22 protein-coding genes are annotated in these 23,097 nt (G+C 73.8%); 11 read left to right on the top strand and 11 right to left on the bottom strand.

Translation table 11 applies throughout. The features are described from left to right. Nucleotides 1-13: 13 nt before the first annotated feature. Entirely contained in the window at nucleotides 14-1,315 is a 1,302-nt protein-coding gene (locus CLV28_RS13215; protein ID WP_100423813.1) for an ABC transporter substrate-binding protein, read from the bottom strand. Nucleotides 1,316-1,522: 207 nt separating this feature from the next. Between CLV28_RS13215 and CLV28_RS13210 the strand changes: the two genes are divergently transcribed. Continuing rightward, a complete protein-coding gene (locus tag CLV28_RS13210) occupies nucleotides 1,523-2,563 on the top strand; it encodes a LacI family DNA-binding transcriptional regulator (protein ID WP_100423812.1) in 1,041 nt (346 codons plus the stop codon). Here CLV28_RS13210 and CLV28_RS13205 read toward each other — a convergent pair. Genes CLV28_RS13205 through CLV28_RS13190 form a run of 4 tightly spaced genes read right to left on the bottom strand, consistent with a single transcriptional unit; the run spans nucleotide 2,553 to nucleotide 6,378 of the window. Beyond that, the gene (locus CLV28_RS13205; protein WP_239073169.1) at nucleotides 2,553-3,056 is read right to left on the bottom strand and encodes a maleylpyruvate isomerase N-terminal domain-containing protein; all 504 of its coding nucleotides are present in this window, start codon (nucleotides 3,054-3,056) and stop codon (nucleotides 2,553-2,555) included. The two genes, CLV28_RS13210 and CLV28_RS13205, sit on opposite strands and share 11 nt — an antisense overlap. 40 nt (nucleotides 3,057-3,096) lie before the next feature. After that, nucleotides 3,097-4,224: a cupin domain-containing protein gene (locus tag CLV28_RS13200; RefSeq protein ID WP_100423810.1), complete on the bottom strand. Its 1,128-nt coding sequence runs from the start codon at nucleotides 4,222-4,224 to the stop codon at nucleotides 3,097-3,099. Next, nucleotides 4,221-5,108 (bottom strand): fumarylacetoacetate hydrolase family protein, encoded by an 888-nt coding sequence (locus CLV28_RS13195; RefSeq protein ID WP_100423809.1) that lies wholly within the window; start codon nucleotides 5,106-5,108, stop codon nucleotides 4,221-4,223. Before CLV28_RS13195 ends, CLV28_RS13200 begins: the two co-directional genes overlap by 4 nt. Nucleotides 5,109-5,139: 31 nt before the next feature. Continuing rightward, nucleotides 5,140-6,378 carry an FAD-dependent monooxygenase gene (locus CLV28_RS13190; RefSeq protein WP_100423808.1) on the bottom strand — a complete coding sequence of 413 codons (1,239 nt, stop codon included), beginning with the start codon at nucleotides 6,376-6,378 and terminating at the stop codon, nucleotides 5,140-5,142. 49 nt (nucleotides 6,379-6,427) lie between these two features. Here CLV28_RS13190 and CLV28_RS13185 point away from each other — a divergent pair, with 49 nt between their 5' ends. Beyond that, the gene (locus CLV28_RS13185; protein WP_170062675.1) at nucleotides 6,428-7,219 is read left to right on the top strand and encodes an IclR family transcriptional regulator; all 792 of its coding nucleotides are present in this window, start codon (nucleotides 6,428-6,430) and stop codon (nucleotides 7,217-7,219) included. Here CLV28_RS13185 and CLV28_RS13180 read toward each other — a convergent pair. Further along, entirely contained in the window at nucleotides 7,216-8,187 is a 972-nt protein-coding gene (locus CLV28_RS13180; RefSeq protein ID WP_100423806.1) for a LysR family transcriptional regulator, read from the bottom strand. The two genes, CLV28_RS13185 and CLV28_RS13180, sit on opposite strands and share 4 nt — an antisense overlap. Before the next feature lie 50 nt (nucleotides 8,188-8,237). Here CLV28_RS13180 and CLV28_RS13175 point away from each other — a divergent pair, with 50 nt between their 5' ends. From CLV28_RS13175 to CLV28_RS13140, 8 genes are all read left to right on the top strand, one after another. Continuing rightward, complete coding sequence (locus CLV28_RS13175) at nucleotides 8,238-9,050, top strand: SDR family NAD(P)-dependent oxidoreductase (protein ID WP_100423805.1); 813 nt, start codon at nucleotides 8,238-8,240, stop codon at nucleotides 9,048-9,050. A 131-nt stretch (nucleotides 9,051-9,181) separates the two neighbouring features. After that, complete coding sequence (locus CLV28_RS13170; RefSeq protein WP_100423804.1) at nucleotides 9,182-10,207, top strand: VOC family protein; 1,026 nt, start codon at nucleotides 9,182-9,184, stop codon at nucleotides 10,205-10,207. A gap of 5 nt (nucleotides 10,208-10,212) precedes the next feature. Next, nucleotides 10,213-11,385: an alpha/beta hydrolase family protein gene (locus tag CLV28_RS13165; protein ID WP_100423803.1), complete on the top strand. Its 1,173-nt coding sequence runs from the start codon at nucleotides 10,213-10,215 to the stop codon at nucleotides 11,383-11,385. Continuing rightward, complete coding sequence (locus tag CLV28_RS13160) at nucleotides 11,382-12,377, top strand: cyclase family protein (protein WP_100423802.1); 996 nt, start codon at nucleotides 11,382-11,384, stop codon at nucleotides 12,375-12,377. Before CLV28_RS13165 ends, CLV28_RS13160 begins: the two co-directional genes overlap by 4 nt. A 74-nt stretch (nucleotides 12,378-12,451) precedes the next feature. Continuing rightward, nucleotides 12,452-13,591: an FAD-dependent monooxygenase gene (locus CLV28_RS13155; RefSeq protein ID WP_100423801.1), complete on the top strand. Its 1,140-nt coding sequence runs from the start codon at nucleotides 12,452-12,454 to the stop codon at nucleotides 13,589-13,591. Continuing rightward, nucleotides 13,588-14,607, top strand: coding sequence for a fumarylacetoacetate hydrolase family protein (locus tag CLV28_RS13150; RefSeq protein WP_100423800.1), 1,020 nt, complete (start codon nucleotides 13,588-13,590; stop codon nucleotides 14,605-14,607). Before CLV28_RS13155 ends, CLV28_RS13150 begins: the two co-directional genes overlap by 4 nt. Then, entirely contained in the window at nucleotides 14,604-15,350 is a 747-nt protein-coding gene (locus CLV28_RS13145) for a CoA transferase subunit A (protein ID WP_100423799.1), read from the top strand. Before CLV28_RS13150 ends, CLV28_RS13145 begins: the two co-directional genes overlap by 4 nt. A gap of 1 nt (nucleotide 15,351) precedes the next feature. Next, complete coding sequence (locus CLV28_RS13140; protein ID WP_100423798.1) at nucleotides 15,352-15,984, top strand: CoA transferase subunit B; 633 nt, start codon at nucleotides 15,352-15,354, stop codon at nucleotides 15,982-15,984. A 6-nt stretch (nucleotides 15,985-15,990) separates the two neighbouring features. On the opposite strand, the gene CLV28_RS13135 is transcribed toward CLV28_RS13140, so the two are convergent. Genes CLV28_RS13135 through CLV28_RS13120 form a run of 4 tightly spaced genes read right to left on the bottom strand, consistent with a single transcriptional unit; the run spans nucleotide 15,991 to nucleotide 21,446 of the window. Next, nucleotides 15,991-16,899, bottom strand: coding sequence for an energy-coupling factor transporter transmembrane component T family protein (locus tag CLV28_RS13135; RefSeq protein ID WP_100423797.1), 909 nt, complete (start codon nucleotides 16,897-16,899; stop codon nucleotides 15,991-15,993). Then, complete coding sequence (locus CLV28_RS13130; protein ID WP_100423796.1) at nucleotides 16,896-18,671, bottom strand: ABC transporter ATP-binding protein; 1,776 nt, start codon at nucleotides 18,669-18,671, stop codon at nucleotides 16,896-16,898. Before CLV28_RS13130 ends, CLV28_RS13135 begins: the two co-directional genes overlap by 4 nt. Next, nucleotides 18,671-19,681 (bottom strand): DUF8171 family membrane protein, encoded by a 1,011-nt coding sequence (locus CLV28_RS13125; protein ID WP_100423795.1) that lies wholly within the window; start codon nucleotides 19,679-19,681, stop codon nucleotides 18,671-18,673. The genes CLV28_RS13130 and CLV28_RS13125 overlap by 1 nt, the downstream gene beginning before the upstream one ends. A gap of 58 nt (nucleotides 19,682-19,739) precedes the next feature. Next, entirely contained in the window at nucleotides 19,740-21,446 is a 1,707-nt protein-coding gene (locus CLV28_RS13120) for an HAD family hydrolase (protein WP_203968137.1), read from the bottom strand. Nucleotides 21,447-21,567: 121 nt separating this feature from the next. Here CLV28_RS13120 and CLV28_RS13115 point away from each other — a divergent pair, with 121 nt between their 5' ends. After that, a complete protein-coding gene (locus tag CLV28_RS13115; protein WP_203968136.1) occupies nucleotides 21,568-22,551 on the top strand; it encodes a LacI family DNA-binding transcriptional regulator in 984 nt (327 codons plus the stop codon). A gap of 21 nt (nucleotides 22,552-22,572) precedes the next feature. Here the strand turns inward: CLV28_RS13115 and CLV28_RS13110 are convergent, their stop codons facing one another. Next, a complete protein-coding gene (locus CLV28_RS13110; RefSeq protein ID WP_100423793.1) occupies nucleotides 22,573-23,001 on the bottom strand; it encodes a hypothetical protein in 429 nt (142 codons plus the stop codon). Between the last annotated feature and the right edge of the window lie 96 nt (nucleotides 23,002-23,097).

Here is a 23,097-nt window from a genome sequence, read left to right as displayed (position 1 = left end):
GCGGTGGATCAGGTCAGCCGAGGTCGGCCTGGACGGCCGCCATGAAGTCCTCGGGGCTCATCTGCCCCGTGACGAGCAGCTGGGCGTTCGACGTCGACGTCGTGGTCGCCTTGGGGTTGAACAGGGCCTCGAACCACAGGACGGTCGTGTCGGCCTGGTCGATCTGGTCGAGCACCGTCGAGGTCAGCGCCGGCAGGTCGTCGCCCTTCTCGGCGGCGAACCCGGTCACGACGCCCTGGTCCTGCAGGGAGGTCGTGCCGAAGTTGTCCGCGATGCAGCCGAGCCAGTCGGCCGCGCCGTCGTCGAACGTGCTCTCGGACATCGCGAGCGGCACGCCGATGTTCGCCGCGAGCTGGGTCGAGTCGCCGACCCCGCCCTCGACGTCGGGGAACGGCACGAAGCCGATGTTGTCGGCGCCGACCGTGTTCTGGGCCTCGTCGTTGAAGTTCGCGAGCGCCCAGCTGCCCATGTAGTACATGCCGGCCTTGCCGGTGAGGAACTGGTTCATGGCGGTCGTGTAGTCGATCGAGCCGACCGACGGGCCGAACCCGCCCGCGGCACCGAGCTCGGCGACCTTCGCCGCGGCCTCGACGTACTCGGGGTCGGTGAGCTTCGCGTCGCCGTCGGCGACCTTCTGCAGCGCGTCCGGCCCGAGCTCGCGGTAGATGTAGTTGCCGACGAGACGCGTGAGCGGCCAGCCGTCCTTGCCGGCCGCGGCGAGCGGCGTCACGCCGGCGTCGGCGAGCGCCGCGGCGTCGGACACGAGCTCGTCCCACGTGGTCGGGGCGGTGAGGCCCTGGTCGGCGAAGATCGTCTTGTTGTACCAGATGCCCTCGACGTTGAACTCGGTCGGCAGGACGTAGTCCTCGCCGTCGTAGAGCGCCTCGATGGTCGAGCGCGCCGCGGGGATGATCGCGTCCGACTTGCCGAGCTCGTCGAGCTCGGCGCCGATGTCGACGAGCTGGCCGGCGCCGTGGATGTCCTTGATGACCTCGGGCGAGTTGCCCGTGGCGAAGATGGTCGGCAACGCGCCCTGACCGGCGAGGAGCTGGAGCTGCTGGTCGAAGCTCGCCTGGGGCTGCGTCGTGACGGTGAGCGCCGACGTCGCCTCGGGCGCCGCGCAGGCCCCCGTGCTGAGCGTCGTGAGCGCGTCCTTGACCGAGGTGTTCTCGGCGAGGGACAGGTACTCGAAGTCCCCCGAGGCCTTCGATCCGGCCTCGTCCGATCCGCCGGACGAGCAGGCGGTGAGGCTGAGCACGAGTGCTGCGACCGCCGTGACTGCGAGCGTCGAGCGACGCTGGGTCTGAGAGTTCATCACTTCCTCCTTGAAGTCGTCGCTCCGCCATTGAAGCGCTTCAATCCGAGAGGCTATGGTGCAGCACACGTCGATGGCAAGCGGGTCTGGCGCCCGACATCCGGCCGATGGCCGGGGATGCTCGCTGACGTGGGTCTATTCGACCGTCGTATGAAGCGGATCAATCAGCGTTATGCTGCCCAGCGCAGCGAGAAGGAGCGTGCAGCCATGGGCAACCCCCGGTCCCGACCATCGATCGGTGACGTCGCCGCGCTCGCGGGCGTGTCGCTCGGCACGGTCTCGAACGTGCTCAACCACCCCGACCGGGTCTCCGCGGCGACGGCCGAGAAGGTCGCGCGCGCGATGGCGATGCTCGAGTACCTGCCCGACGGCAACGCCCGGACCCTCGCCGCCGGGTCGAGCCGGACCGTCGGGATCATCCTGCCCGACCTCGCCAACTCGCTCTTCGTCGACGTCGCCCGCGGCGCCGAGGCCGCGGCCGAGGAGGCGGACCACACGCTCATGATCGCGAACAGCGACACCCGGCTCGAGCGCGAGTCGCGCTACCTGCGCACGTTCACGCAGGCCCGCGTCGCCGGCATCCTGCTGACGCTCAACGACGAGGAGCACTACGCGGCCATCGCCGGCGGGACGCCCCGGTCGGCGCCGACCGTCATGCTCAACCTCGCGGTGCCCGTCGCCCGCTCGTGCAGCGTGTCGGTCGACAACGCCCTCGGCGGACGCCTCGCGACCCAGCACCTCGTCGACACGGGCCGACGCCGTCTCGTGTTCGTCGGCGGGCCCACGACGCTCGACCCGATCCGGCACCGCGAGCGGGGCTTCACCGACGTCGTCAGCGCGTCGGGCGCGACCCACGTGCGCACGATCACGCCCGACGGGGTCAACAGGTCCGACGGGTGGGCGGTCGGCACGGGTCTCGTCGAGGACGTGCGCGCGGGTCGGGTCGACGGCGTCGTCGCGGCCACCGACCTCCTTGCGGCGGGGATCGTCCACGCGCTGACCGCGGCGGACGTCGAGGTGCCCGGCCAGGTCTCGGTCGTCGGCTACGACAACAACCAGGCGGCGTGGGACTCCCCCATCCCGATCAGCACGGTCGCGCAGCCCGGCGAGGCCATGGGACGCGCCGGGGCGGAGCTCGTGCTCGCCGAGGCGCGGGCCGGTGCCGACCACGTGCACCGGGCGGTCGTGCTCGAGCCCACGCTGGTCGTCCGGGCGAGCACCGCAGGACCCACGGCGCTCATGCGCTGAACGACGTCGACGCGCGCTGCGCGATCTCCGGGGGAAGGTCCACCGCCCGCGCCCCGGACCCCAGCCGCAGGGCGCCGAGCCAGACGACCTCGGCGCGCTCGCGCGGGGTCCGTGCCACGGGGACCTGGCGCCCGTCGCCGAGCGTCAGCACGTCGCCCCACCGGTCGGCGTCCAGGTCGCGCCACTCGACGTCCAGGTGGACCGCGGCGTGCGCGTGCAGGTGCCGCAGCGCGACCGCGGGGAGCGACGCACCGAGGTCGACCTCGACCTCCCGCGCCTCGTCCGCCTCCGCCGACGGAGCCGGGGAGCCCGTCCGAAGCTCCTCGACCGCGCGCGCGAGCGCCCGGGCGTGGTAGCCGACGTGGGCGACGACGTGCCGCCGTCGCCACCCGTCCACGAGCGACGGCTCCTCGAGGTCGGCGTCGCTCAGCCTCCCGAGCACGCGCGAGAAGTAGGCCGTCCCCCGCCGGGCCAGCAGGAGGTCGTCCAGCACCCGGGGATCGGTCGCCCGGACCGTCCGCGCGGCCACGCCGTCAGGCCCTCGGGCCGGGCACGCGCCCGTCCGTGTCGGGCAGGTGCACCCGCTGGAAGTGGAGGCGTTCGACGATCGGGGCGTCCGAGAACCGGAAGAGGTCGAACTCGGCCTCGGCCTCGAGCGACCAGGCCGTCCAGGAGGGGAGGACGAAGAGGTCGCCCTTGACGAGGTCTCGTCGCTCGCCGTCGAGGACGACCGTGCCCGACCCGTCGAAGACCTGCCACACGGACGAGCCGACCTCGCGACGCGTCGGGGTCCGGGCGCCCGCCCGCAGCCGGTGGAACTCGCACCGGATCGTGGGCAGCACGTCGCCACCGTTGGTGGGGTTCGTGTAGCGGACCGCGGCGTGCCCCTGGTCGACCGTGGCCGGGTGGCCCTCGTCCTCGAGCGCGAGCTGCTCGCGCAGCGCGGCGTCCGTGTGCTCCCACCGGTAGGCGGCGATCGGCGTGGAGTGCTGCGGTCCGGGCGCGGAGAGGGGCGTCAGGCCGGGGTGGGCCCAGAGCCGCTCCGACCGGGAGAACGGCGGCGACGCCTCGTCCGTGACTCGCTCGGACCCGAACTCGAAGAACCCCAGGTCCATGTCGTGCGCGAACGGGACGTCGAGGCCGTCGATCCAGGCCATGGGGCTGTCCGTGTCGTTGTGGTGACCGTGGAAGTTCCACCCCGGGGTGAGGAGCAGGTCGCCACGGCTCATGCGCACCGGGTCGCCGTTCACGACCGTCCAGACGCCCTCGCCCTCGACCACGAACCGGAAGGCGTTCTGGGCGTGGCGGTGCTCGGGGGCCGTCTCGTACGGCCCCAGCCACTGGATCGCGCACCACAGGGTTGGCGTCGCGTACGCCGTCGGCGCGAGACCGGGGTTCGCGAGACCGATCGCTCGCCGCTCCCCACCACGCCCGACGGGGACGAGGTCGCCCGCGCGCCGCGCGATGTCGACCAGCTCGCGCCATTGCCAGACGAACGGGATCGCGGCCGGCGTCGGCACGAGCGGCATGAGGTCGTTCGTCTGCGTCCACAGGGGTGCCGTGCTGTTGCGCGCGAAGTCCTCGTACAACCGGTCGAGCGCGGGGCTCGGCTCGGGCTGCCCGGATGCCGCGGGCGTGACCGTCCCGTCGTCGTGGCTCATCGCCCGCTCCCCCCGCCCGCCACGGGCCTGCGGCCCTGGGGACGCGACGCGTACGGGGTCGCCGCCGCCGCCGTGACACCCACCTCGAGCGTCCCGATCGACGAGATCTCGAGCCGGACCCGGTCGCCGTCCGCAAGCGCCCCGACCCCCGCCGGGGTCCCCGTGAGGACCACGTCCCCCGGCTCGAGGGTCATGACCGAGGACGCGTACGCCACGAGGTCCGCGACGGGGAAGATCAGCTCGGCGGTGCTGGTGCTCTGCCGGAGCACGTCGCCGACCCAGCACCGGAGCTCGAGGTCGTCCGGGTCCGGCACCTCGTCCGCCGTGACGAGCCACGGGCCCAGCGGCGTGAACGTGTCGAAGGACTTCCTGGTCGAGCGGTCCTCGGTCGAGCGCAGGCTGACGTCGAGCCCGCACGTGTACGCGAAGACGTGACCGAGCGCGTCCTCGGGAGCGACGTGGCGCGCCGTCCGACCGATCACGAGCGCGAGCTCGCCCTCCTGGTCCGTGCGCACGTCGTCGTACGGCAGCTCGACGGTGCCCCCCGGGCCCACCACCGAGGTGCCCGCCTTGAGGAACACCCCGTAGTCGGCGATCGACCGCTGCTCCGACATCTCGACCTTGTGGTCGAGGTAGTTGACGGGTGCGGCGACGATCTTGCGGGGACGGGCCAGGGGCGCGGACAGGCGCGCCGTCTCCAGCGGTGCGCCCGGTCGGTCGTCGAGGTCGAGCGCCAGGAGCTCGGCGAGGCCGTGCCCGGCCTCGAGCCAGGCGCCCCAGGGGCCCGCCACGCTCGTCGTCGTCCCGACGACGTCGCTGACGTCGATCACGCGTCCCGGGCGGACGACGACCGGGATCCTCTCGTCCAGCACTGCAAGTCTCATGGGTCTCTCCGTCGGTCGAAGGGTCGGGTGCTCAGGCGTTCAGGGCGGGTTCGGCCGGGGCGCGGTCGCCGAGCCGGTCGGCCACCGTCCCGGCGTAGAGCCAGTCCGTGTAGCCGGTCAGGTCCGGTGCGAGGGCGAGGAGCTCGTTGCGCAGCAGCCGCGCCGCACCGCCGGCGTGGCAGACCTCCCCGAACGTGCGGGCACGCCGCTGGACCTGAGCGGCCCGCGGGATGCGGGCCTGCGTGAGTCGACGGACGACCTCGGGCCAGTCGGTCGTCGGGCCCGCGGCGTCCTGCTCGCCGAGGATCAGCTCGAGCGTCCGAGCGTCCTCGAGCGCCTGGCAGCAGCCCTGGGCGAGGTACTGCAGCATCGGGTGCGCTGCGTCGCCGACGAGGACCGTGCGCCCCGATCCCCAGCGGTCGGCGGGTTCGCGGTCGAACAGCGGCCAGCGCCGCTGCCGGCCCACGTGCGCGACCGCCGCCCGGACGCGAGGGTGGCACGCGGCGAACGCGTCCTCGAGCTCGGCGGTCGTCCCGTAGTCCGCGTCCCCGCGGTCGAAGCCGGGTGACCGGAACGTCGCGACGACGTTCAGGACGCTCCCGCCGCGAAGCCGGTACTGGACCACGTGGGCGTCCGGCGCGACCCAGCACACGACGTCGTCGAGCGCGCTCTCGCTGCGGGCCTCGTCGATCGGGACGGTGCCGCGGAACGCGACGAAGCCGGACGCGACGACGTCGTCGCCGACGATCGAGTCGCGCAGCGCCGACCGCAGGCCGTCGGCACCGAACGTCACGTCGGCGTCGACGGTGCGGCCGTCGGCGGTGCTCACACGCGTCCCGTGAGCGTCCTGGGTGGCGTGCGTGACCTGCGCGCCGGTCACGAGCTCGACGCCGGCGTCGGCGCACGCCTCGAGCAGGATCCGGTGCAGGTCGGTGCGGTGGATCACGACGTACGGTGCGCCGTAGCGCTCGCGGAACGTCCCCCGGAGGTCGAGCGCGGCGAGCTCGGCGTCGGTCGTCGCGTCCCGCAGGACGAGACGCCCGGGTTCGACGCCCGCGGCGCGCACCGCGTCGAGCAGTCCCCACGAGTCGAGGATCCGTGTCGCGTTCGGGCCGAGCTGCAGGCCGGCGCCGACCTCGCCAAACTCGTCCGCCTGCTCGAGGAGGCGCACCGCTCTCCCGCGGCGCCGCAGCGCGAGTGCTGTCGCGAGCCCTCCGATGCCTCCGCCGACGACCACTGCCTCTGGATGTGCCACCACGTCGTGAACCATGGCGGGGACGTTAGGAGGGCCGATGGTCGATGAGCGAGGATGTTCTGCTGTGAGGAACGATCGCCGCCATCCCCCGCTCCCGGAGCGTCCGCCGACCGCCGTGGAGTCGCTCGACCGTGGGCTGCGCCTGCTCCAGATGCTGCGTGACTACGGCAGCCTCCGTGTGGTCGACGCCGCCGAGCAGCTCGGCGTCTCGCGCTCGAGCGCGCACCGCCTCCTGCAGACCCTGGTGTTCCGGGGCTTCGCGGTGCAGGACGACGCGCGCGCCTATCTCCCCGGGCCGTCGCTGGGTGCGGCGCCCGCGGGCGCCGACCGGGCGCGTGACCTGCGACGCCTGTGCCTCCCGCACCTCGAGGTCCTGTCGCGTCGCAGCGGCGAGTCCGCGAACCTCATGATCCGTGTCGGCCGCAACGTCCGGTTCCTCGTGACGGTCCGGGCGAGCACGCAGGACGCGACCCACGACCGGGACGGGGTCGTGATGCCCGCCCACGAGGCGTCGGGCGGCAAGGCCCTGCTCGCCGCTCTCCCCGACGACGAGGTCCGGCAGCTCTACCCGGCCGGGTCTCCCCCCGGGCCGGGTGCGGAGTCGCTGGCGAAACTGCTGGTGGACGTGCGCGCGGCACGCACGCTCGGGTACGCCGTGAACGTCGAGGAGACGGAGCGCGGCGTCGCCGCCGTCGGGACCGCGGTCCACGACCGGTGGGGCCGGGCGGTCGGGGCGGTGACGGTCTCGACCCGGGCCGACACGTTCGTCCGCCGCCTGACCCCGGTGCTGCTCCCGCTGCTGCTCGAGACGCGGGCGCAGGTCGAGCGCGACCTCGCGGACGCCGACCTCGGCTAGCGCACCACGGCGGCGGCCCGGCGCACGACGTCCCGCAGGTACTCGTGCTCCGGGTCACGGTCGTTCACCGGGTGCCACCACATCGCCTCGACGAGCGAGCCGAGGTCCACCGGCACCTCGACGACCCGCACGCCGACGTCGGCGGGCAGCGAGACCGCGAGACGCTCCTGGAGCACCGCGACGCGTCCGCTCCCCGCGACCAGGGCGGGGACGGTCAGGAACTGCTCCGTCACGACCTCGATCCGCGGCTCGATCCCGGCCATCCGCAACCTGCGGGCCGCGGGGGTCGAGGCGGTCGGGCTGTGGAACGTCATGACCCACGGCATCGCGCGCAGCTGGTCGACGCTCAGCGCGGCGCCGACGGCGGTGTTGCCGGTCGCGACCAGGCAGACCCAGCGGTCCTCGTGGAGGTCGGCGTGGGGCAGCTCGCCGATGAAGCCGTGCGGAAGCAGGATGAGGTCGTACCCGAGCAGCGCGTGGGCGGCGTCGTCGATGAGCGACGGCGTGTTGCCGACGAACCGCAGCCGGACCCCCGGCGCCTCGCGCTCGAGCAGCGCGGCGAGCGGCGGCCCGAGCGTCGCGACGCTGTAGTCGCTCGCCACGACGGTGAACTCGCGGGTCGAGGTCGCCGGGTCGAACACGGGCTCGGCGGCGAACACCCGCTCGACGCCGGCCAGGACGGTGCGGGCCCGGTCCCGGAGCAGCAGCGCGAGCGGCGTGAGGTGGTACTCGTTCCCGCGACGGCTCAGGAGCGGGTCGTCGAAGTGCCGGCGGAGCCGTGCGAGCGAGGCGGACAGCGCCGGCTGGCTCAGACCCATCTGGGCGGCGGCCCGGGTGACGCTGCGGTTCTGCAGCAGCGCGTCGAGGGCGACGAGCAGGTTCAGGTCGAGGTTGGTGAGCGCCGCCGTCCGCGGTGCGCGTCCGAGGGGATCCGAGGCGGCCGCATCATTGCGACTGATGGATGTCATATCGACATCATGCATTGTCATGCCACGCCACCGACACCGAAGGTCGGTGCATGACCACACGGACAGCACGGAACCCCGGGGCGGACCTCCGGCACAAGGTCGTCGTCGTGACCGGAGCCTCGCGCGGCCAGGGCGCCGCGGCAGCACGCGCACTCGATCGCGCCGGGGCCGACGTGATCGCGCTCGACCTGCCCGCCACGCCCGCGGAGGACCTCGGGAACTCCGACTATCGTCGTCACGACGTCACGGACGCGGGCGCGTGGGAAGTGCTCGCGGCCGACCTGGAGACGACCCACGGGCGCGTGGACGGGCTGGTCAACAACGCCGGGATCACCTGGCGCGCCAGGCTCCTCGACGTCACTCCCCGGGACCTCCTGCAGGTCCACGAGGTGAACGTCGTGGGACCGCTGCTCGGGATCCAGCACTGCGTGCCGCTCATGCCCCCCGGGTCGTCCATCGTCATGGTGGGGTCCGTCGCCGCCCTCACCGGGCACGTCCCCGTGGCGTACACGACCAGCAAGTGGGCGCTGCGCGGTCTCGCGAAGGTCGCCTGCCTCGAGCTCGGGCCGGCCGGGATCCGCGTCAACACGATCCACCCGGGGTACGTCGAGACGCCGATGACGGCGTCGGCACCGGCCTCGTTCCGGGACGCGAACATCGCCGAGACCCCTCTCGGCCGGACGGGCACGGCGGACGAGGTCGCAGCGCTCGTCACGTTCCTGCTGAGCGACGGGGCGTCGTTCGTCGACGGCGCGGAGATCACCGTGGACGGCGGCATGACGTCCCACGGCGGGGTGAGGTCGATCGCCGACGCGCTGCGGGAGCCCGTGCAGCAGCAGCCGGACGGTCATCCACGGGACTGATCCGGTGCATAGGCAACTCCGTCTTCCCTGATGCTTGCCCGCGTTCCAGAGTGGTCTCAGGCCGCGCGGCGCAGCGCACCTCCTCCGGGACGCGTCGCGCGGGCACGCACCCGATCCGAGAGGACAGTTCAATGACGAACCTTCTGGCCCACCTTTCCCACCTGGAGATCGCCTCCCCCGACGTGGACGCGACCGCCGCGTTCTTCGAGAAGCAGTTCGGCCTGCGCCCCGTCGGGCGCGACGACGACGGCACGACGTACCTGCGCTGCTGGGGCGACTACTACCCGTACAGCCTCGTCGTGTCCCCGGGCGAGCAGCCCGCCCTGGTCAACATGGCCTGGCGCGCCGCGAGCGAGGACGCGCTCGACGAGGCCGCCACCCGCGTCCGGGCGAAGGGCGTCGAGGGCGTCTGGCACGACGAGCGCCAGGGCCACGGTCGGTCGTTCCAGTTCACCGGGCCGTTCGGCCACACCATGGAGCTCTGCTGGGACCTGCCCCGGCACTCCGCCCCCGCCGAGCTCGCGTCGGTGTTCCCCGACCGCCCCGAGCGTCGCAGCTCGCACGCCGCCGCCCCGCGGTTCCTCGACCACGTCACGATCGCGGCGTCCGACGTCCGCGCGTTCGCCGCCTGGTACAGCGAGGTCCTCGGGTTCCGCGTCATGGCGTTCACCGAGCTCGACCACGCCGAGGTCACCGTGTTCAGCGTGCTCACCACGAACGAGAAGTCGCACGACCTCGGCGTGGTCCTCGACTCGTCGACGCTCGGCGGACGCGTCAACCACATCGCGTTCTGGACCGACTCGGTGCAGGAGCTCCTCGTCTCGGCCGACGTCCTGATGGAGAACGGCGCCGCGATCGAGTACGGCCCGTCCATCCACGGGATCGGCGAGCAGTCCTTCCTCTACTTCCGCGAGCCCGGCGGCATGCGCGTCGAGCTCAACACCGGCGGCTACCGCAACTACGTGCCCGACTGGCAGGCGAACACCTGGAAGCCCTCGACCGGGTCCAACAGCATCTACCGCAACTCGGCCATGCCCATGTCCATGACCGAGTGCTTCCCGCCCGACGCGGGCAAGCCCTCGGCGACCGAGGAGGGGATCCTGCCCGGCACGGAGGACGCCCTGGTGAACCCCTACGCGCGCCACGGACAGGGCTGATCCCGGTGTTCGCGTACTTCCCCGGCAACTACGTGTGGAACCTGTCCGTGAACCTCGCGATGGAGATGGGTGCCCGCATCGGCGAGGTGGACGCCGTCTGCCGGCCCCTCCTCGACGCCGCCGCGCAGGGTGACGACGCCGGGACCCCGGCGCTCATGGAGGCGTGGGAGCGTCAGGGCGACACCCTCGTCGAGCTCGCGGCCGAGGACGAGTCCCGCGGGCGGAGGCTCTCGGCCGGCGAGAAGCTCGGTCGTGCCGCGACCTACTTCCTCACGGCGGAACGCATGCAGGCGGCCGGGCACGCACCCCGCGTCGCGCTGTACGCCAAGTTCCTCGCGACGTTCGCGCAGGGCGTGGCGCTCGCCGAGGAGAACGCCGAGCGCGTCGAGATCCCCTATGAGGGCGGGCACCTGTCCGGGATCCTGACCCGAGCGCTCGATCCCGACGGGTCGCGCCACGACGGGCCCGCGCCCCTGCTCGTCCAGGTCAACGGCCTCGACAGCACCAAGGAGATGCTCTACCGCACCGGTCCGGGGGCGAAGCTCGCCGCCCGCGGGGTGTCGAGCCTGTGCATCGACCAGCCCGGCACGGGCGAGGCGTTGCGCCTCCACGACCTCCATGCGGTCGCGGACGCCGAACGGTGGGCCTCGGTCGTCTACGAGCACATGGCCGCCCGCGAGGACGTCGACGCGGAACGGGTCGGGCTGCTCGGCGTGTCCCTCGGTGGCTACTTCGCCCCGCGAGCCGTGGCGTTCGAGCCGCGCTTCGCCCTGGGCGTCGCCTGGGGCGCGAACCACGACTGGCGCGCCGTCCAGAAGGCACGGCGAGCCCGCGAGGGCGAGCGACCCGTCCCGCACTACTGGGAGCACGTGCAGTGGGTGTGGGGCGCCGGCGACGTCGAGGAGTTCTTCGAGATCGCCGAGCACGTCCACCTCGACGGCGTCCTCGACCGCATCACGGTGCCGTTCCTCGTGACCCACGGCGAGAACGACCGGCAGATCCCGCTCGAGTACGCCCACCGCACGTACGACCAGCTCACGGCGTCGCCCGACCGCGAGCTCGTCGTCTTCACCGAGCGCACCGGCGGGTCGGCCCACTCGAGCGTCGACAACGGGTCCGTCGCGACCGACCTGATCGCGGACTGGGTCGCGGAACGCCTCGGCGGGGTGGTCGCGTGAGCGCGGCCGCCGCGCTCGACCGGTCGGACCCGGAGGGCGCCATCGCCGCAGCCGCCGCCCGCTGCTCGAACTGGGACCGGTGGGGCCCCGACGACGTCAAGGGGACGCTCAACCTGATCACGGACGAGCACCGACGACGTGCCGCCGCGCTCGTGCGCCGCGGCGCCACGTTCTCGCTGGCGCAACCGTTCGACATGGACGGGCCGCAGCGCGGCTGGCGGCGTCGCACCAACCCGGTGCACACCATGCTCGACACGGGGACCGAGGCCGAGCTCGGCATCCAGGGGTTCCCGCACGGCCTCGGCGGCGCGGACGACGTGATCGCCATGCCGCTGCAGTGCTCGACCCAGTGGGACGGGCTCGGGCACATCTTCGACCACGGGCGCGCCTGGAACGGCCGGCCGGCCGGACAGGTCGTGACGTCCGCAGGTGACGGCGTCACGGGGATCGAGACCGTCGCCGCCGACCTCGTGGGTCGCGCCGTGCTCCTGGACGTCGGCAGGGCCCTCGGGGTCGACGTCGCCGGGCAGGGTGGCGAGCTGCCCGACGGCTTCGCGATCACCCCCGAGCACCTCGACGCGACCGTCGAGGCCCAGGGCCCGACGTCGTCGGTCGGCCCCGGGGACATCCTCGTCGTCCGGACGGGCCAGTACGGGCGGACCCTGCGGGAGGGGTGGGGCGAGTACGCCGGCGGACCCGCCCCCGGTCTGTCATTCACGACCGCCGACTGGCTGCACGAGCACGACGTCGCGGCCGTCGCGACGGACACGTGGGGCTTCGAGGTGCGTCCCAACGAGTTCGACGTCGCCTTCCAGCCGCTGCACCAGGTGGTCATCCCCAACATGGGGCTGTTCGTCGGCGAGATGTGGGACCTCGAGGAGCTCGCGGCCGACTGCGCCGCCGACCGCCGCTACGAGTTCCTCCTCGTCGCCGCACCGCTGCCCGTCACGGGGGCCGTCGGCGCGCCGCTCAACCCGGTCGCGCTGAAGTAGCCCGCCGACCGCCCGACCGTTCCACCAACAGATCGACCGTCCGTTCTTCAGCCCGACATGGAGGTGTGGCAACGATGCCCGCAGTCCGTTCAGTCCTCGTCGTCGGAGCCGGCGCTGCCGGTTGCGCGACCGCGATCCTGCTCGCCCAGGCAGGTGTCGACGTCGAGATCGTCGAGTCCCGCCCGGAGTTCCCCGAGACCGGGTCCGGCATCACGCTCCAGGGCAACGCGTTGCGCGTGCTGCGCGAGCTCGGCGTGTGGGAACCGCTCCAGGCGGCGGGGTACGCCTTCGACTCGGTCGGGATCCGCGCCCCGGGCCCGCACGCACCCGTGGTGGCCGAGATCCCCGACGTGCGCACGGGCGGCCCCGACCTGCCGGCCACGCTCGGCGTGCCCCGCCCCGTCCTTGCCCGCCTCCTGCTCGACAGGGCGACCGCGGTCGGCGCGAAGGTCTCCTTCGACACGAGCCCGACGCACCTGACGCAGGACGCCGACGGCGTCGTGGTGTCGTTCTCGAGCGCGGCCGACCGGCGGTTCGACCTCGTGGTCGGAGCGGACGGCATCCACTCGTGGACCCGTCGCGCGATCGACGTCGACACCGAGCCCCGGAGCGTCGGCATGGGCATCTGGCGCGCCTACGTCCCGCGCCCGGCCGACGTCGTCCGCACCGACCTCACCTACGGAGGACGCTGCTACATCGCGGGGTACTGCCCCACCGGCCCCGACGAGATGTACGCCTACCTCGTCGAGGACGCGCAGGACCGGTCCGGGCTCGCCCGGAGCGAGCAGGTCGCGACGTTCCGCGACCTCGCGAGCTCGTACCACGGCCCGTGGGACGAGATCCGCGAGAGCCTCGGGGACGACACGCACGTCAACTACGCCCGGTTCGAGCACCACGTCGTCGACGGCCCCTGGCACCGCGGCAACGTCGTCCTCGTGGGCGACGCCGCCCACTCGTGCCCGCCGACCATCGCCCAGGGGGCCGCGCTCGCGCTCGAGGACGCGGCCGTGCTCGCCGAGCTCCTCGTCGCGGCGGACGTCCTGGACGACGAGCTGCTGACCCGGTACGCGACGCGACGCGCCCCGCGCGCCCGCGCGGTCGTCGAGGCGTCGGTGCAGATCGCGGAGTGGATGCTCGACCGCACGCCGCCGGCCGAGGCGGACGTGCCCGGGCTCATGCGCCGCGTCTCGACCATCGTCACGGAGCGGGCATGAGGTTCGCGCGCTACACCACGGCCGCAGGGAGCACCGACGCCGAGGCCCGGGACGCCGTCGTCGTCGGCGCGCCCGGGCAGGAGCGGCTGCACGACCTGCGCGACGGCACGACCGTGCTCGGCCTCGCCGCCGCAGGGCTGGCCGCCGCCCGGGAGGCGGCGGACTGGGCGTGCCGATGGTCCACCGCCACGGACGTCTCCGACGTCCGCCTCGCACCGCCGCTGCTCCCCGGCTCGATCCGGGACTTCGTCGCGTTCGAGGAGCACGTCGAGGCGATGGTGGGCGACGCCGGCGTGGGCGACGCCTGGTACGAGGCGCCGACGTTCTACTTCACGAACCCGGCGTCGCTCGTCGGTGCGCACGACGACGTCGCGGTCCCGCCCGGGTCGTCGCGCCTCGACTTCGAGCTCGAGGTCGCCGTGGTGGTGACCGGGGCGGGGACGAACCTCTCCCCGCGTGCGGCGCGCGACCACGTCTTCGGCTACACGGTCTTCAACGACTGGTCGGCGCGCGACCTCCAGTCCCGCGAGATGCAGGTCAACCTGGGCCCCGCCAAGGGCAAGGACTTCGCGACGACGCTCGGGCCCTGGCTCGTGACCGCGGACGAGCTCGAGGAGCACCGCGGCGCCGACGGACACCTCGCGCTCGAGCTGTCGGCCGAGGTCGACGGGCGTCGCGTCGGGCACGACCTGCTGTCGAACGCGTCCTGGACGTTCGAGGAGATGATCGCCTACGCGTCGCGCGGCACCTGGGTGCGCCCCGGGGACGTGCTCGGCTCGGGCACGTGCGGCAACGGCGGCTGCCTCGCCGAGATCTGGAGCCGCACGGGCACGCTCGAACCGCCGCCGCTCACCCCCGGGAGCACCGTGCGGCTCACGGTCGAGGGCATCGGGGCGACCGAGAACCGCGTCGTCGCCGGCCCGGCCCTCGCCGACGTCCCCGTGGTCCCTCCGGCCCGGCGCCGGGCCCGGGCGACGGTCGACGAGCCCCGCACGCCGGGCGGGAGCCGACGATGAGCGCGGCGGGACGGCTGCGCGACACGGCGGCCGAGGCGCTGCGAGGAGTCGTGCACGACGGCATGACGGTGGCCGTCGGCGGCTTCGGCCTGTGCGGCGTGCCCTTCGCGCTCGTCGAGGCGCTGCGGGACACGGGCGTGCGCGGTCTGACCGTGGTGTCGAACAACATGGGGACCGACGGCCAGGGCCTCGGCCTGCTGCTCGAGAACGACCAGGTCGCCAAGGTCGTCGCCTCGTACGTGGGGGAGAACCGCCTCTTCGCCCGGCGATACCTGGACGGGGACCTCGAGGTCGAGCTCGTCCCCCAGGGCACGCTCGCCGAACGGCTCCGGGCGGGTGGCGCGGGGATCCCGGCGTTCTGCACGCCCACCGGCGTGGGCACGCCCGTCGCCGACGGCAAGCCGACCATCGACGTCGACGGCCGGACCTTCCTGCTGGAGCGCGCGATCCGTGCCGACCTGTCGCTCGTGCACGCGGCGACGGGCGACGCCGCCGGCAACCTCCGCTACCGCCTCACCGCGCGCAACTTCAACCCGCTCGTCGCGACCGCCTCCTTCGTCACCGTCGCCGAGGTCGAGCACCTGCTCGACCCGGACGTCGACGGGTACCTCGACCCCGACGACGTCATGACGCCCGGGATCCACGTGAAGCGCCTCGTCACGACGGACCTGCCGCGCCCCATCGAGAAGCTGACCCTGCGGGAGCGGCCGAGCCTGGTGCCGCCGCGGAACGGAGATTCCTGACATGCCCTGGACACGAGACCAGATGGCGGCCGTCGCCGCGACCGAGCTGCGCGACGGCGACTACGTCAACCTCGGCATCGGCATCCCGACGCTCGTCGCGAACCACCTGCTCCCGGGCGTCCACGTGACCTTGCAGAGCGAGAACGGGCTCCTGGGGATCGGCCCCTACCCCGAGCCGGGGGACGAGGACGCCGACCTCGTCAACGCCGGGAAGCAGACGATCACGGCGGCTCCCGGGGCGAGCTGCTTCGACTCGGCGGCCTCCTTCGCGATGATCCGCGGCGGGCACGTCGACGTCGCGGTCCTCGGGGCGCTCCAGGTCTCGGCCCGGGGCGACCTGGCGAACTGGCAGATCCCGGGGAAGATGGTCAAGGGCATGGGCGGGGCGATGGACCTCGTGGCGGGCGCACGCCGTGTCGTCGTCCTCATGGACCACGTGGCACGGGACGGGGAACCGAAGCTCGTCGAACGGTGCGACCTCCCCCTGACCGGGCAGGGTGTCGTCGACCGCGTGATCACCGATCTCGGCGTGCTCGACGTGCGGGTCGACGGGCTCGTGCTCCGCGAGCTGGCCCCCGGGGTCACGTTCGACGACCTCCGCGCCGCGACCGGGGCGACCGTCACCGCGGGGTGACGCCCGTCAGCCCAGGACGCCCGGGTACGCCGCCCCGACCACGAACGCGGCCACGACGACGGCGACGCTGACGACGAGCAGGACGACGTCCCCGACCCCGATCCGCAGGTGCGCGAGTCGGATCCGCCGGCCCGCGTCGTCGTGCGCGGCGTACGTGAACCCGCGCGTCTCGAGCGCCTCGACGGTGGTGCGCGTGCGCTTGGCCGCGTTGAGCATGAGGGGGTAGAAGGCCTGGACGGTCATGACCGCGACGCGACGCGCCGTCCGCCACCCGAGCAGGCCGTGCCCGCGGGCGGGTGCCCCGCGGAGCCGGTGCCCGTCGATGATCGTGTGGAACTCGTCGATCAGCAGCGGCACCATGCGGTAGCCGTAGCTCACCCCGAACCCCAGCACCGCGGGTGCGCGCAGCGCGAGCAGCGCGTCCGAGAGCTTCTCGGGGTCGAGCGAGACGAACGCCGCCATGCTCACGAGCGAGACCGCGCCGAGCTTGAGCTGGATCGTGACGATGCCCTCGATCGCCGTGGGGTCGCCGCCCAGGAACCACACGAGCGCGAGCACGTAGACCGCCTGGCCCGCGAGGCCGAGCGCGAACAGCCCGAGCAGGAGCGGGCCGATCCGGGCCGCGAGCGCCGCGCCGAGGGCGAGCACGAACAGCAGGGCGAGCACGGTCGTCGAGTAGGTGAGCCAGGGCGCGACGCCGCACACGACGTACCAGCCGAGCACCGCGCGCGGGTCACGGTGCGCGAGGAACCCGCCGCGGGTCGCGTACGCGACCCGCATGAGCTCGAGCTTGACCCACTCGACGGAGAGTCCGTCGCCGTCGCCGCGGCGGCGGCCCTTCGGCGCGCTCCTCGGCGCGGGCTTCGGCGCGGGCCTCGGGGCGTCGATCGGGGCGAGGGTCGGCTGCGCCGTCATGCGGGGGCTCCTGCGGTGGTCGGGGTGCGGGGGGTCAGGCGGCGCAGGAGGTCGGGGACGCAGAGCGGCACGGGGTCGAGGCCGAGCGCGAGCCCGAGCTGCGTGACCTGCGGGGGCACGAGCCGGGCCCGCTCGAGCAGGTCCGGGCGGGCGAACAGCTCGGCCGGCGTCGCGTCGGCGAGCACCCGGCCGCCGTCGAGCACGATCACGCGGTCGGCCCACTCGGCCACGAGGTGCATGTCGTGGGTCGCGACGACCGTGCAGCGGATGTGCTCGGCGAGCGCCGTGAGCATCGCGATCACGTCGTCGCGGCTGCGCAGGTCGAGCGACGACGTGGGCTCGTCGAGCAGCAGCAGGCGCGGGCGCATCGCGAGCCCCACGGCGAGCGTCGCGCGGCGCTGCTGCCCGCCCGAGAGCAGGCGCCCGTCGCGGTGCGCGACGTCACCGAGCTGCATGCGCTCGAGCACCTCCTCGACGAGCTCGGTCGTCCCGGCCACGCGTCGTCCGGCGGGGTGCATCGCGACGTCGGCGCGCACCGAGTCCTGGAGGAACATCTCCTCGGGCCGCTGGCACAGGTAGCAGACCGTGTCGGCGAGCTCGGCCGCGCTCACGTCGCGCGTGTCGGTCCCGTCGACGCGCACGACGCCCGCCCGCGGCACGGCGAGCCCCGCGAGCAGCGTGAGCAGGGTCGACTTGCCCGCGCCGTTGCTCCCCACGAGGGCGACCCGCTCGCCCTCGCGGAGCGTGAGGTCGATGCCCGTGAGCACCTCGGTGCGCGGTCCGGAGACGGCCCGGTAGCCGTGGCCGACCCCTTCGAGGTGCGCGACGACGCGGGGCTCGTCCGGCACGGACGCGACCTCCCCGCCCGGGCGCGCCCCGGCCCCGACCTCGACCTCCGGCGCCTCCCCGCCCGGACGGCCGGCCACCCGCGGCCCGACCTCGCGCTCCTCGAGCCACCGCACGGTCTGCGGGACCGTCAGGGGCACGGGGCCGGTCGGTGCGAACGCCCGTGCGACGGCCGTGACCTGCGGCGCGGGGATGTCCGCGGCGGCGAGGTCGTCGGTGCGGGCGAGGGCCTCGGCCACGGGCAGGTGCCAGGCCGGTGCGCCGTCCGCCATGAGCACGACCGAGCGCGCGTAGCGCGCGACGAGCTCGGCGTGGTGCTCGATCACGACGACCGTGGTGCCGAGCGTGCGGTTGAGCCAGGCGAGCCGCTCGTAGATCTCGGCGGCGCGGGCCGGGTCGACCTCGGCGACGGGCTCGTCGACCACGAGCACCGAGGGGCGCAGCGCGAGCGCGCCCGCGAGCGCCGTGAGGTGCTGCTGGCCGCCCGAGAGCTGCCACGTGAAGCGGTCGGCGATGGCCGTGATGCCGAGCGCCTCGAGCGCCTCGTCGGTGCGCTCGCGCCAGTCGGCGAGGCCGAAGTTCACGGGCGCGAACGCGACGTCGTCGCGCACCGTGGGGCGGACGAGCTGGTTGCCGAAGTCCTGGTAGACGTACCCGACGTGGTGCGAGAGCTCGGCGACCGAGAGGTCGGCCGTGTCGCGCCCGTCGACGAGCACGGTCCCGGTGAGGTCGCCGCTCCAGAAGTGGGGCACGAGCCCGTTGAACGCCTTGCACAGCGTCGTCTTGCCCGAGCCGTTCCCGCCGACCACGGCGACGAAGTCGCCCGCCTCGATCCGCAGGTCGACCCCGCGCAGCGTGTCGTGCGCGGCGCCCGGGTAGCGGAAGGTCAGGCCGCGCACCTCGACGGCCGCGGTCGGCGGGGCCATCAGCGGGCGTCCTTGCGGCGGGCGCGCACCACGGCGATCAGGACGACGACGGCGAGCAGCGCCGCGACGCCCACGGCGAGCGCGACCCACAGGAACCCGTCGCCGTACCGGTCGACGAAGTCGGGCTCGAACGCGCCGACGGTCGTGACGCCCTCGTCGCGCCCCACGAACTCCTCCCACTGCGAGAGCATCCCGAGCGCGACCGCGCCGAGGATCCCGAGCAGCGCCATGACCCAGAACGGCACGCCGCGAGGCCCGACGAGCCGCGGCGGGTTCTGGGGGTCGCGCGGGCGCAGGCCCATGAGCGGCTCGATGGTGCCGTAGAGGCGGGGCGCGAGCCAGATCGCGGGCAGCGCGCCGAACAGCACGCCCGTGATGACGAGCGCCATGACGAGCTCGAGGCCCTCCGAGACGATCACGGCGCGGAGCAGGCCGTCGGACTCCTCGAGCGTCTCGGGGTCGATCCCGACGACGACCTTGGCGACGTCGATCAGCCCCGAGCTGACCTTGTCGATCGACACGAGCGCGAGCGCCGCGGCGACGAGCTGGGCGGGCCGGCGCGGGTCCTTGACGAGGCACCCCGCGACGTAGATGCCGACGAACAGCTGCAGGAACCCCTCGAGCTCGCCGAGCCCCGAGAAGTCGCCGAGCATCATGTCGGAGAACACCATCTCGCCGAGCGGTGCGCCGATCGCGACCCACAGGGGGCAGAACAGCGCGGCGAGCACGACGGGGATGAACGCGAAGTAGGCGACCTCGAGCTCGAGCGGGCCGACCTCGATGCTCGGCACGAGCTCGGTCACGATGTCGGCGACGCCGAACAGCGTCATCGACAGCACCAGGATCATGAGCTTCTGCGCGCTCGAGATGCCGTCGGGGTCGTGCGGCAGGCGGATCCTGCGTCGGGGCTCGGGGGTCGGCGTCCCGGGCGCCGGGTCGGTGGTCGTGGTTCCGGACGTCGTCGGGTCGGGCGTCGTTCCGGTCGCGGCCGGGATCGGCGAGCGGCTCATGGTGTGCCTTCCTGTGGTGTCGCTCTGTCGTGTCGGACGGTCGTGCGGCCGGTCCCGCTCACCGCGAGCGGGCCGGGGTCGTGGCGGCCCAGAGGTCGAGCAGCTCGTCGACCTCCGTGACCAGGTGGTCGGGCGCGAGCGCCGGGTCGAGGGCGTCGAGCACGTCGTCGGGCGTCGACCCGCCCCGGACGAGGACGACGGTCCCGACCCCGGCGCCGCGCGCGGCGAGGACGTCGCGGTGGGGCTTGTCGCCCACGAACCACGCGGACGCCGGGTCGACGCCGAGCGCCGCGAGCGCGGCGCGCGCCGTGGCGGGGTCGGGCTTGCGCACGCCGAGCTCGTCGGAGTAGACGTGCACGCCCACGAGGTGGCCGAGGCCGAACCGCTCGACCTCCTCGCGCACGGCCCGGCCGCACACGGTGTTCGACACGATCGCGACGGGCACGCGCTGCGCGCGGGCGTGCTCGAGCAGCGCGCGCACCCCGGGGCGCAGCGTGGGCGTGCTCTTGCTGCGCGCGTGCTCGACCATGAGCGCGTGCGCCTCGGAGCGCAGCCACGCGGGCACGCCCGGCCCGAGCGCGACGAGCGAGGGGCCGACGAGGTCGACCCAGTAGGTCGTGGCGTCGATCTCGGGCACGCACCCGGGCGCGTGCGCGGCCTCGTTCTCGAGCTTCCACGCCTTGTGGCGCGCGCGGCCCGCGTCGACCGCGGCGAGCGCGGCGTCGGCGTCGACCGGGTACCCGGCGACGGTGAGGCGGTGGGCCAGGTGCGCGGCGAAGGCCCGCCGGGCGGCGTCCTCGGGGACGGACGTCACCAGCACTCCCCCGTGGTCGAGCAGCAGCGCCGAGGGCGGGGTGGGGCACGGGGACGCGCTCGCGGACCCTGCCGGTGCCGCTGCGGGAACGGACGCTGCGGGCTTGCCGGGCACCGCGGGCACAGCGCGGACGGCGGGCACGGCGTCGCGCAGCAGCGCGACGAGCCCTGCGGGGGTGTCGAGCACCGCGTCGGCGCGCTCGTCGACGGGGTAGGGCGGCGTGTCGGTCCGGTGGTGCCGGGTCAGGACGACGGCGCTGACGCCCGCACGTCGTCCGGCGACGACGTCCCTGTCCTGGGTGTCCCCGACGTACCAGGTGCGCGCGGACGTCGTCCCGAGGGCCTGCGCCGCGAGGTCGATGATCCCGGGGTGCGGCTTGCGGAGCCCGACCTCGTCGGAGTAGACCTGCACGCCGAACGCGTCGGCGAGGCCGTGCGCGTCGAGCAGGGCGCGGTGCGCGCGGCCCGAGTGCGCGTTCGAGACGATGCCGAGGCGCACGCCGAGCTCCTGGGCGGTGCGCAGGAGCTCGAGGATCCCGGGCCGCACGACGTGCTCCGAGAGCTCGGCGGTCAGGCGCTGCAGGATGCTCCCGGCGCTGCCGGCGAGCACCTCGCGCTGCGGTGCGGGCAGCGGCGAGCAGAGGAACTCGCGCACGATCGTGCGGTGGTCGAGCTCGGCGGGCTCGAGGCGTCGGCTCGCCGCGTTCTTCCAGTCCTTGAGCGCCCGGAGTCCGCCCGCGAGCACGTCGTGCAGCCGGTCGGCCGGGACGTCGTGGCCCGCGCGGGCGAGCTCGTCGGCGAGCTCGGCCGCGACGCCCCGCAGCGCCTCGGGGCGCTTGGTCGTCTCGAACACGACGCCGCCGAAGTCGAGCAGCAGGGCGTCGGGTCGCGTGCGCAGCCCGAGGGGCAGCACGTCCGCGGGGCGGGGCAGGGTCGGCAGGTCAGTGGTCACGGACGACGACGCTAGGGACGGACCGCGACCCCCGACGGTCCGGCGGGCGACGCGCGGATGAACGGCGGTCGACGATCTGGAACGTTCCAGTCCGGACCCGCAGACGTGCCAGGATGGGGCCGTGACCCCCCGTCCCACGCTGCGCGACGTCGCCGCCCGCGCCGGCGTCTCCAAGTCCCTCGTGTCGCTCGCCCTGCGCGGCGACCCCGGCGTCGGCGAGCGCACGCGCGAGCGCATCCAGGTGATCGCCGACGAGCTCGGCTACCGCTCGAACGTGCTCGCGCGCGGCCTCGTGCAGGGGCGCACGCACCTGCTCGGCGTCGTCATCTCGAGCCTCGAGAACCCGTACCACACCGAGATCGTCGCGGGCGTCGAGGAGGCCGCCGAGGCGCACGGCCTGTCGGTCCTGCTCGTGCACGGGTCGCGCGACCGTGGGCGCCTCGCGCAGCACCTCGACACGCTCACGGGCCTCAACGTCGACGGCCTCGTGGTCATCAGCTCGTGGCTCGAGGACGAGCACCTCGCGGCCGCCGCACGCCGCACGCCCCTCGTCATGGTCGGCCGCAGCCACGCCCCCGTGCAGGGCATCGACTCGGTCACCAACGACGACGAGCTCGGCGCGGCCCTCGCGGTCGACCACCTCGTCGCCGCAGGCCGCACCCGCGTCGCGCACGTCACGGGCGGACGCCGCCCGGCGGCCCTGGCACGACGCCGGGGCTACGAGGCCGCGATGTCCCGGCACGGGCTCGCCGACGTCGTCCGCGTCGTCGACCGCTCCCCCGGCGGCCCCGCGCTCCAGGACGCCCTCGACGAGGCGATCCACGACGGCTACGACGCCGTGTTCGCCCGCAACGACGTCGCCGCGTTCGACGTGATCGACCACGCGCTCGACCGCGGGCTGCGCGTCCCGGCCGACCTCGCCGTGGTCGGGTACGACGACTCGGCCCTCGCGCGCCGCACCCGACCCCGGCTCACGAGCGTCAACCAGCCGCGCGAACGCATGGGGGCGCGCGCCGTCGCGCTGCTCGTCGAGCGGCTCGGGGGGCGCACCGACGACCAGCACGAGGTGCTGCGGCCCACGCTCACGGTGCGCGCGTCGACCTGAGCCGGCACGCGCCCCACGCCGTCAGGAGACGGCCCGCACCACGAGATCGACCACGCGCCGCTCGACCTCGGGCGTCCACGCGAGCACCGCGTACGTCGTCGGCCACAGGTCGCCGTCGTCGAGGTGGGCGTCCTCCTGGAACCCGATCGTCGCGTACCGGTAGCCGAACTTCGCGGCCGGCTGGAAGAAGATCGCGACCTTGCCTGCAGGTGTCGCGTACGCGGGCATGCCGTACCAGGTCTTGGCCGAGAGCCCCGGCGCGTGCTGCGCGACCACGGCGTGCAGGCGCTCGGCGAGCAGGCGGTCGTCGGGCTCCATCTCGGCGACCTTGTCGAGCAGGGCCTGCAGCTCGTCGGCCTTCTTCGCACCCTTCTTGCCCTCGGCCCGCAGCTCGGCGGCACGCTCCTTCATCGCCGCGCGCTCGTCCGCGCTGAACCCGTCCCCTGCCATCGTCGCCTCCTCGGTGCACGGCCGGCGGGCCGTTCCCGCCGTGGTGCTGCGTCCAGGCTAGGAATCCCGAGCCGCGCACGCTTCTCGGATCCTGAC

The sequence above is a fragment of the Sediminihabitans luteus genome (genome assembly GCF_002797595.1).
Taxonomy (GTDB): domain Bacteria; phylum Actinomycetota; class Actinomycetes; order Actinomycetales; family Cellulomonadaceae; genus Paraoerskovia; species Paraoerskovia lutea.
The sequence above is the reverse complement of the archived record's forward strand: the minus strand, read 5'-3'. Positions and strand labels throughout refer to the sequence as shown.

Coding starts and splice junctions, on each gene's coding strand:
- CLV28_RS13215 (WP_100423813.1), bottom strand. CDS start 1,315: ATGAACTCTCAGACCCAGCGTCGCTCGACGCTCGCAGTCACGGCGGTC.
- CLV28_RS13210 (WP_100423812.1), top strand. CDS start 1,523: ATGGGCAACCCCCGGTCCCGACCATCGATCGGTGACGTCGCCGCGCTC.
- CLV28_RS13200 (WP_100423810.1), bottom strand. CDS start 4,224: ATGAGCCACGACGACGGGACGGTCACGCCCGCGGCATCCGGGCAGCCC.
- CLV28_RS13195 (WP_100423809.1), bottom strand. CDS start 5,108: ATGAGACTTGCAGTGCTGGACGAGAGGATCCCGGTCGTCGTCCGCCCG.
- CLV28_RS13190 (WP_100423808.1), bottom strand. CDS start 6,378: ATGGTTCACGACGTGGTGGCACATCCAGAGGCAGTGGTCGTCGGCGGA.
- CLV28_RS13180 (WP_100423806.1), bottom strand. CDS start 8,187: ATGACATCCATCAGTCGCAATGATGCGGCCGCCTCGGATCCCCTCGGA.
- CLV28_RS13175 (WP_100423805.1), top strand. CDS start 8,238: ATGACCACACGGACAGCACGGAACCCCGGGGCGGACCTCCGGCACAAG.
- CLV28_RS13170 (WP_100423804.1), top strand. CDS start 9,182: ATGACGAACCTTCTGGCCCACCTTTCCCACCTGGAGATCGCCTCCCCC.
- CLV28_RS13155 (WP_100423801.1), top strand. CDS start 12,452: ATGCCCGCAGTCCGTTCAGTCCTCGTCGTCGGAGCCGGCGCTGCCGGT.
- CLV28_RS13150 (WP_100423800.1), top strand. CDS start 13,588: ATGAGGTTCGCGCGCTACACCACGGCCGCAGGGAGCACCGACGCCGAG.
- CLV28_RS13145 (WP_100423799.1), top strand. CDS start 14,604: ATGAGCGCGGCGGGACGGCTGCGCGACACGGCGGCCGAGGCGCTGCGA.
- CLV28_RS13140 (WP_100423798.1), top strand. CDS start 15,352: ATGCCCTGGACACGAGACCAGATGGCGGCCGTCGCCGCGACCGAGCTG.
- CLV28_RS13135 (WP_100423797.1), bottom strand. CDS start 16,899: ATGACGGCGCAGCCGACCCTCGCCCCGATCGACGCCCCGAGGCCCGCG.
- CLV28_RS13130 (WP_100423796.1), bottom strand. CDS start 18,671: ATGGCCCCGCCGACCGCGGCCGTCGAGGTGCGCGGCCTGACCTTCCGC.
- CLV28_RS13125 (WP_100423795.1), bottom strand. CDS start 19,681: ATGAGCCGCTCGCCGATCCCGGCCGCGACCGGAACGACGCCCGACCCG.
- CLV28_RS13110 (WP_100423793.1), bottom strand. CDS start 23,001: ATGGCAGGGGACGGGTTCAGCGCGGACGAGCGCGCGGCGATGAAGGAG.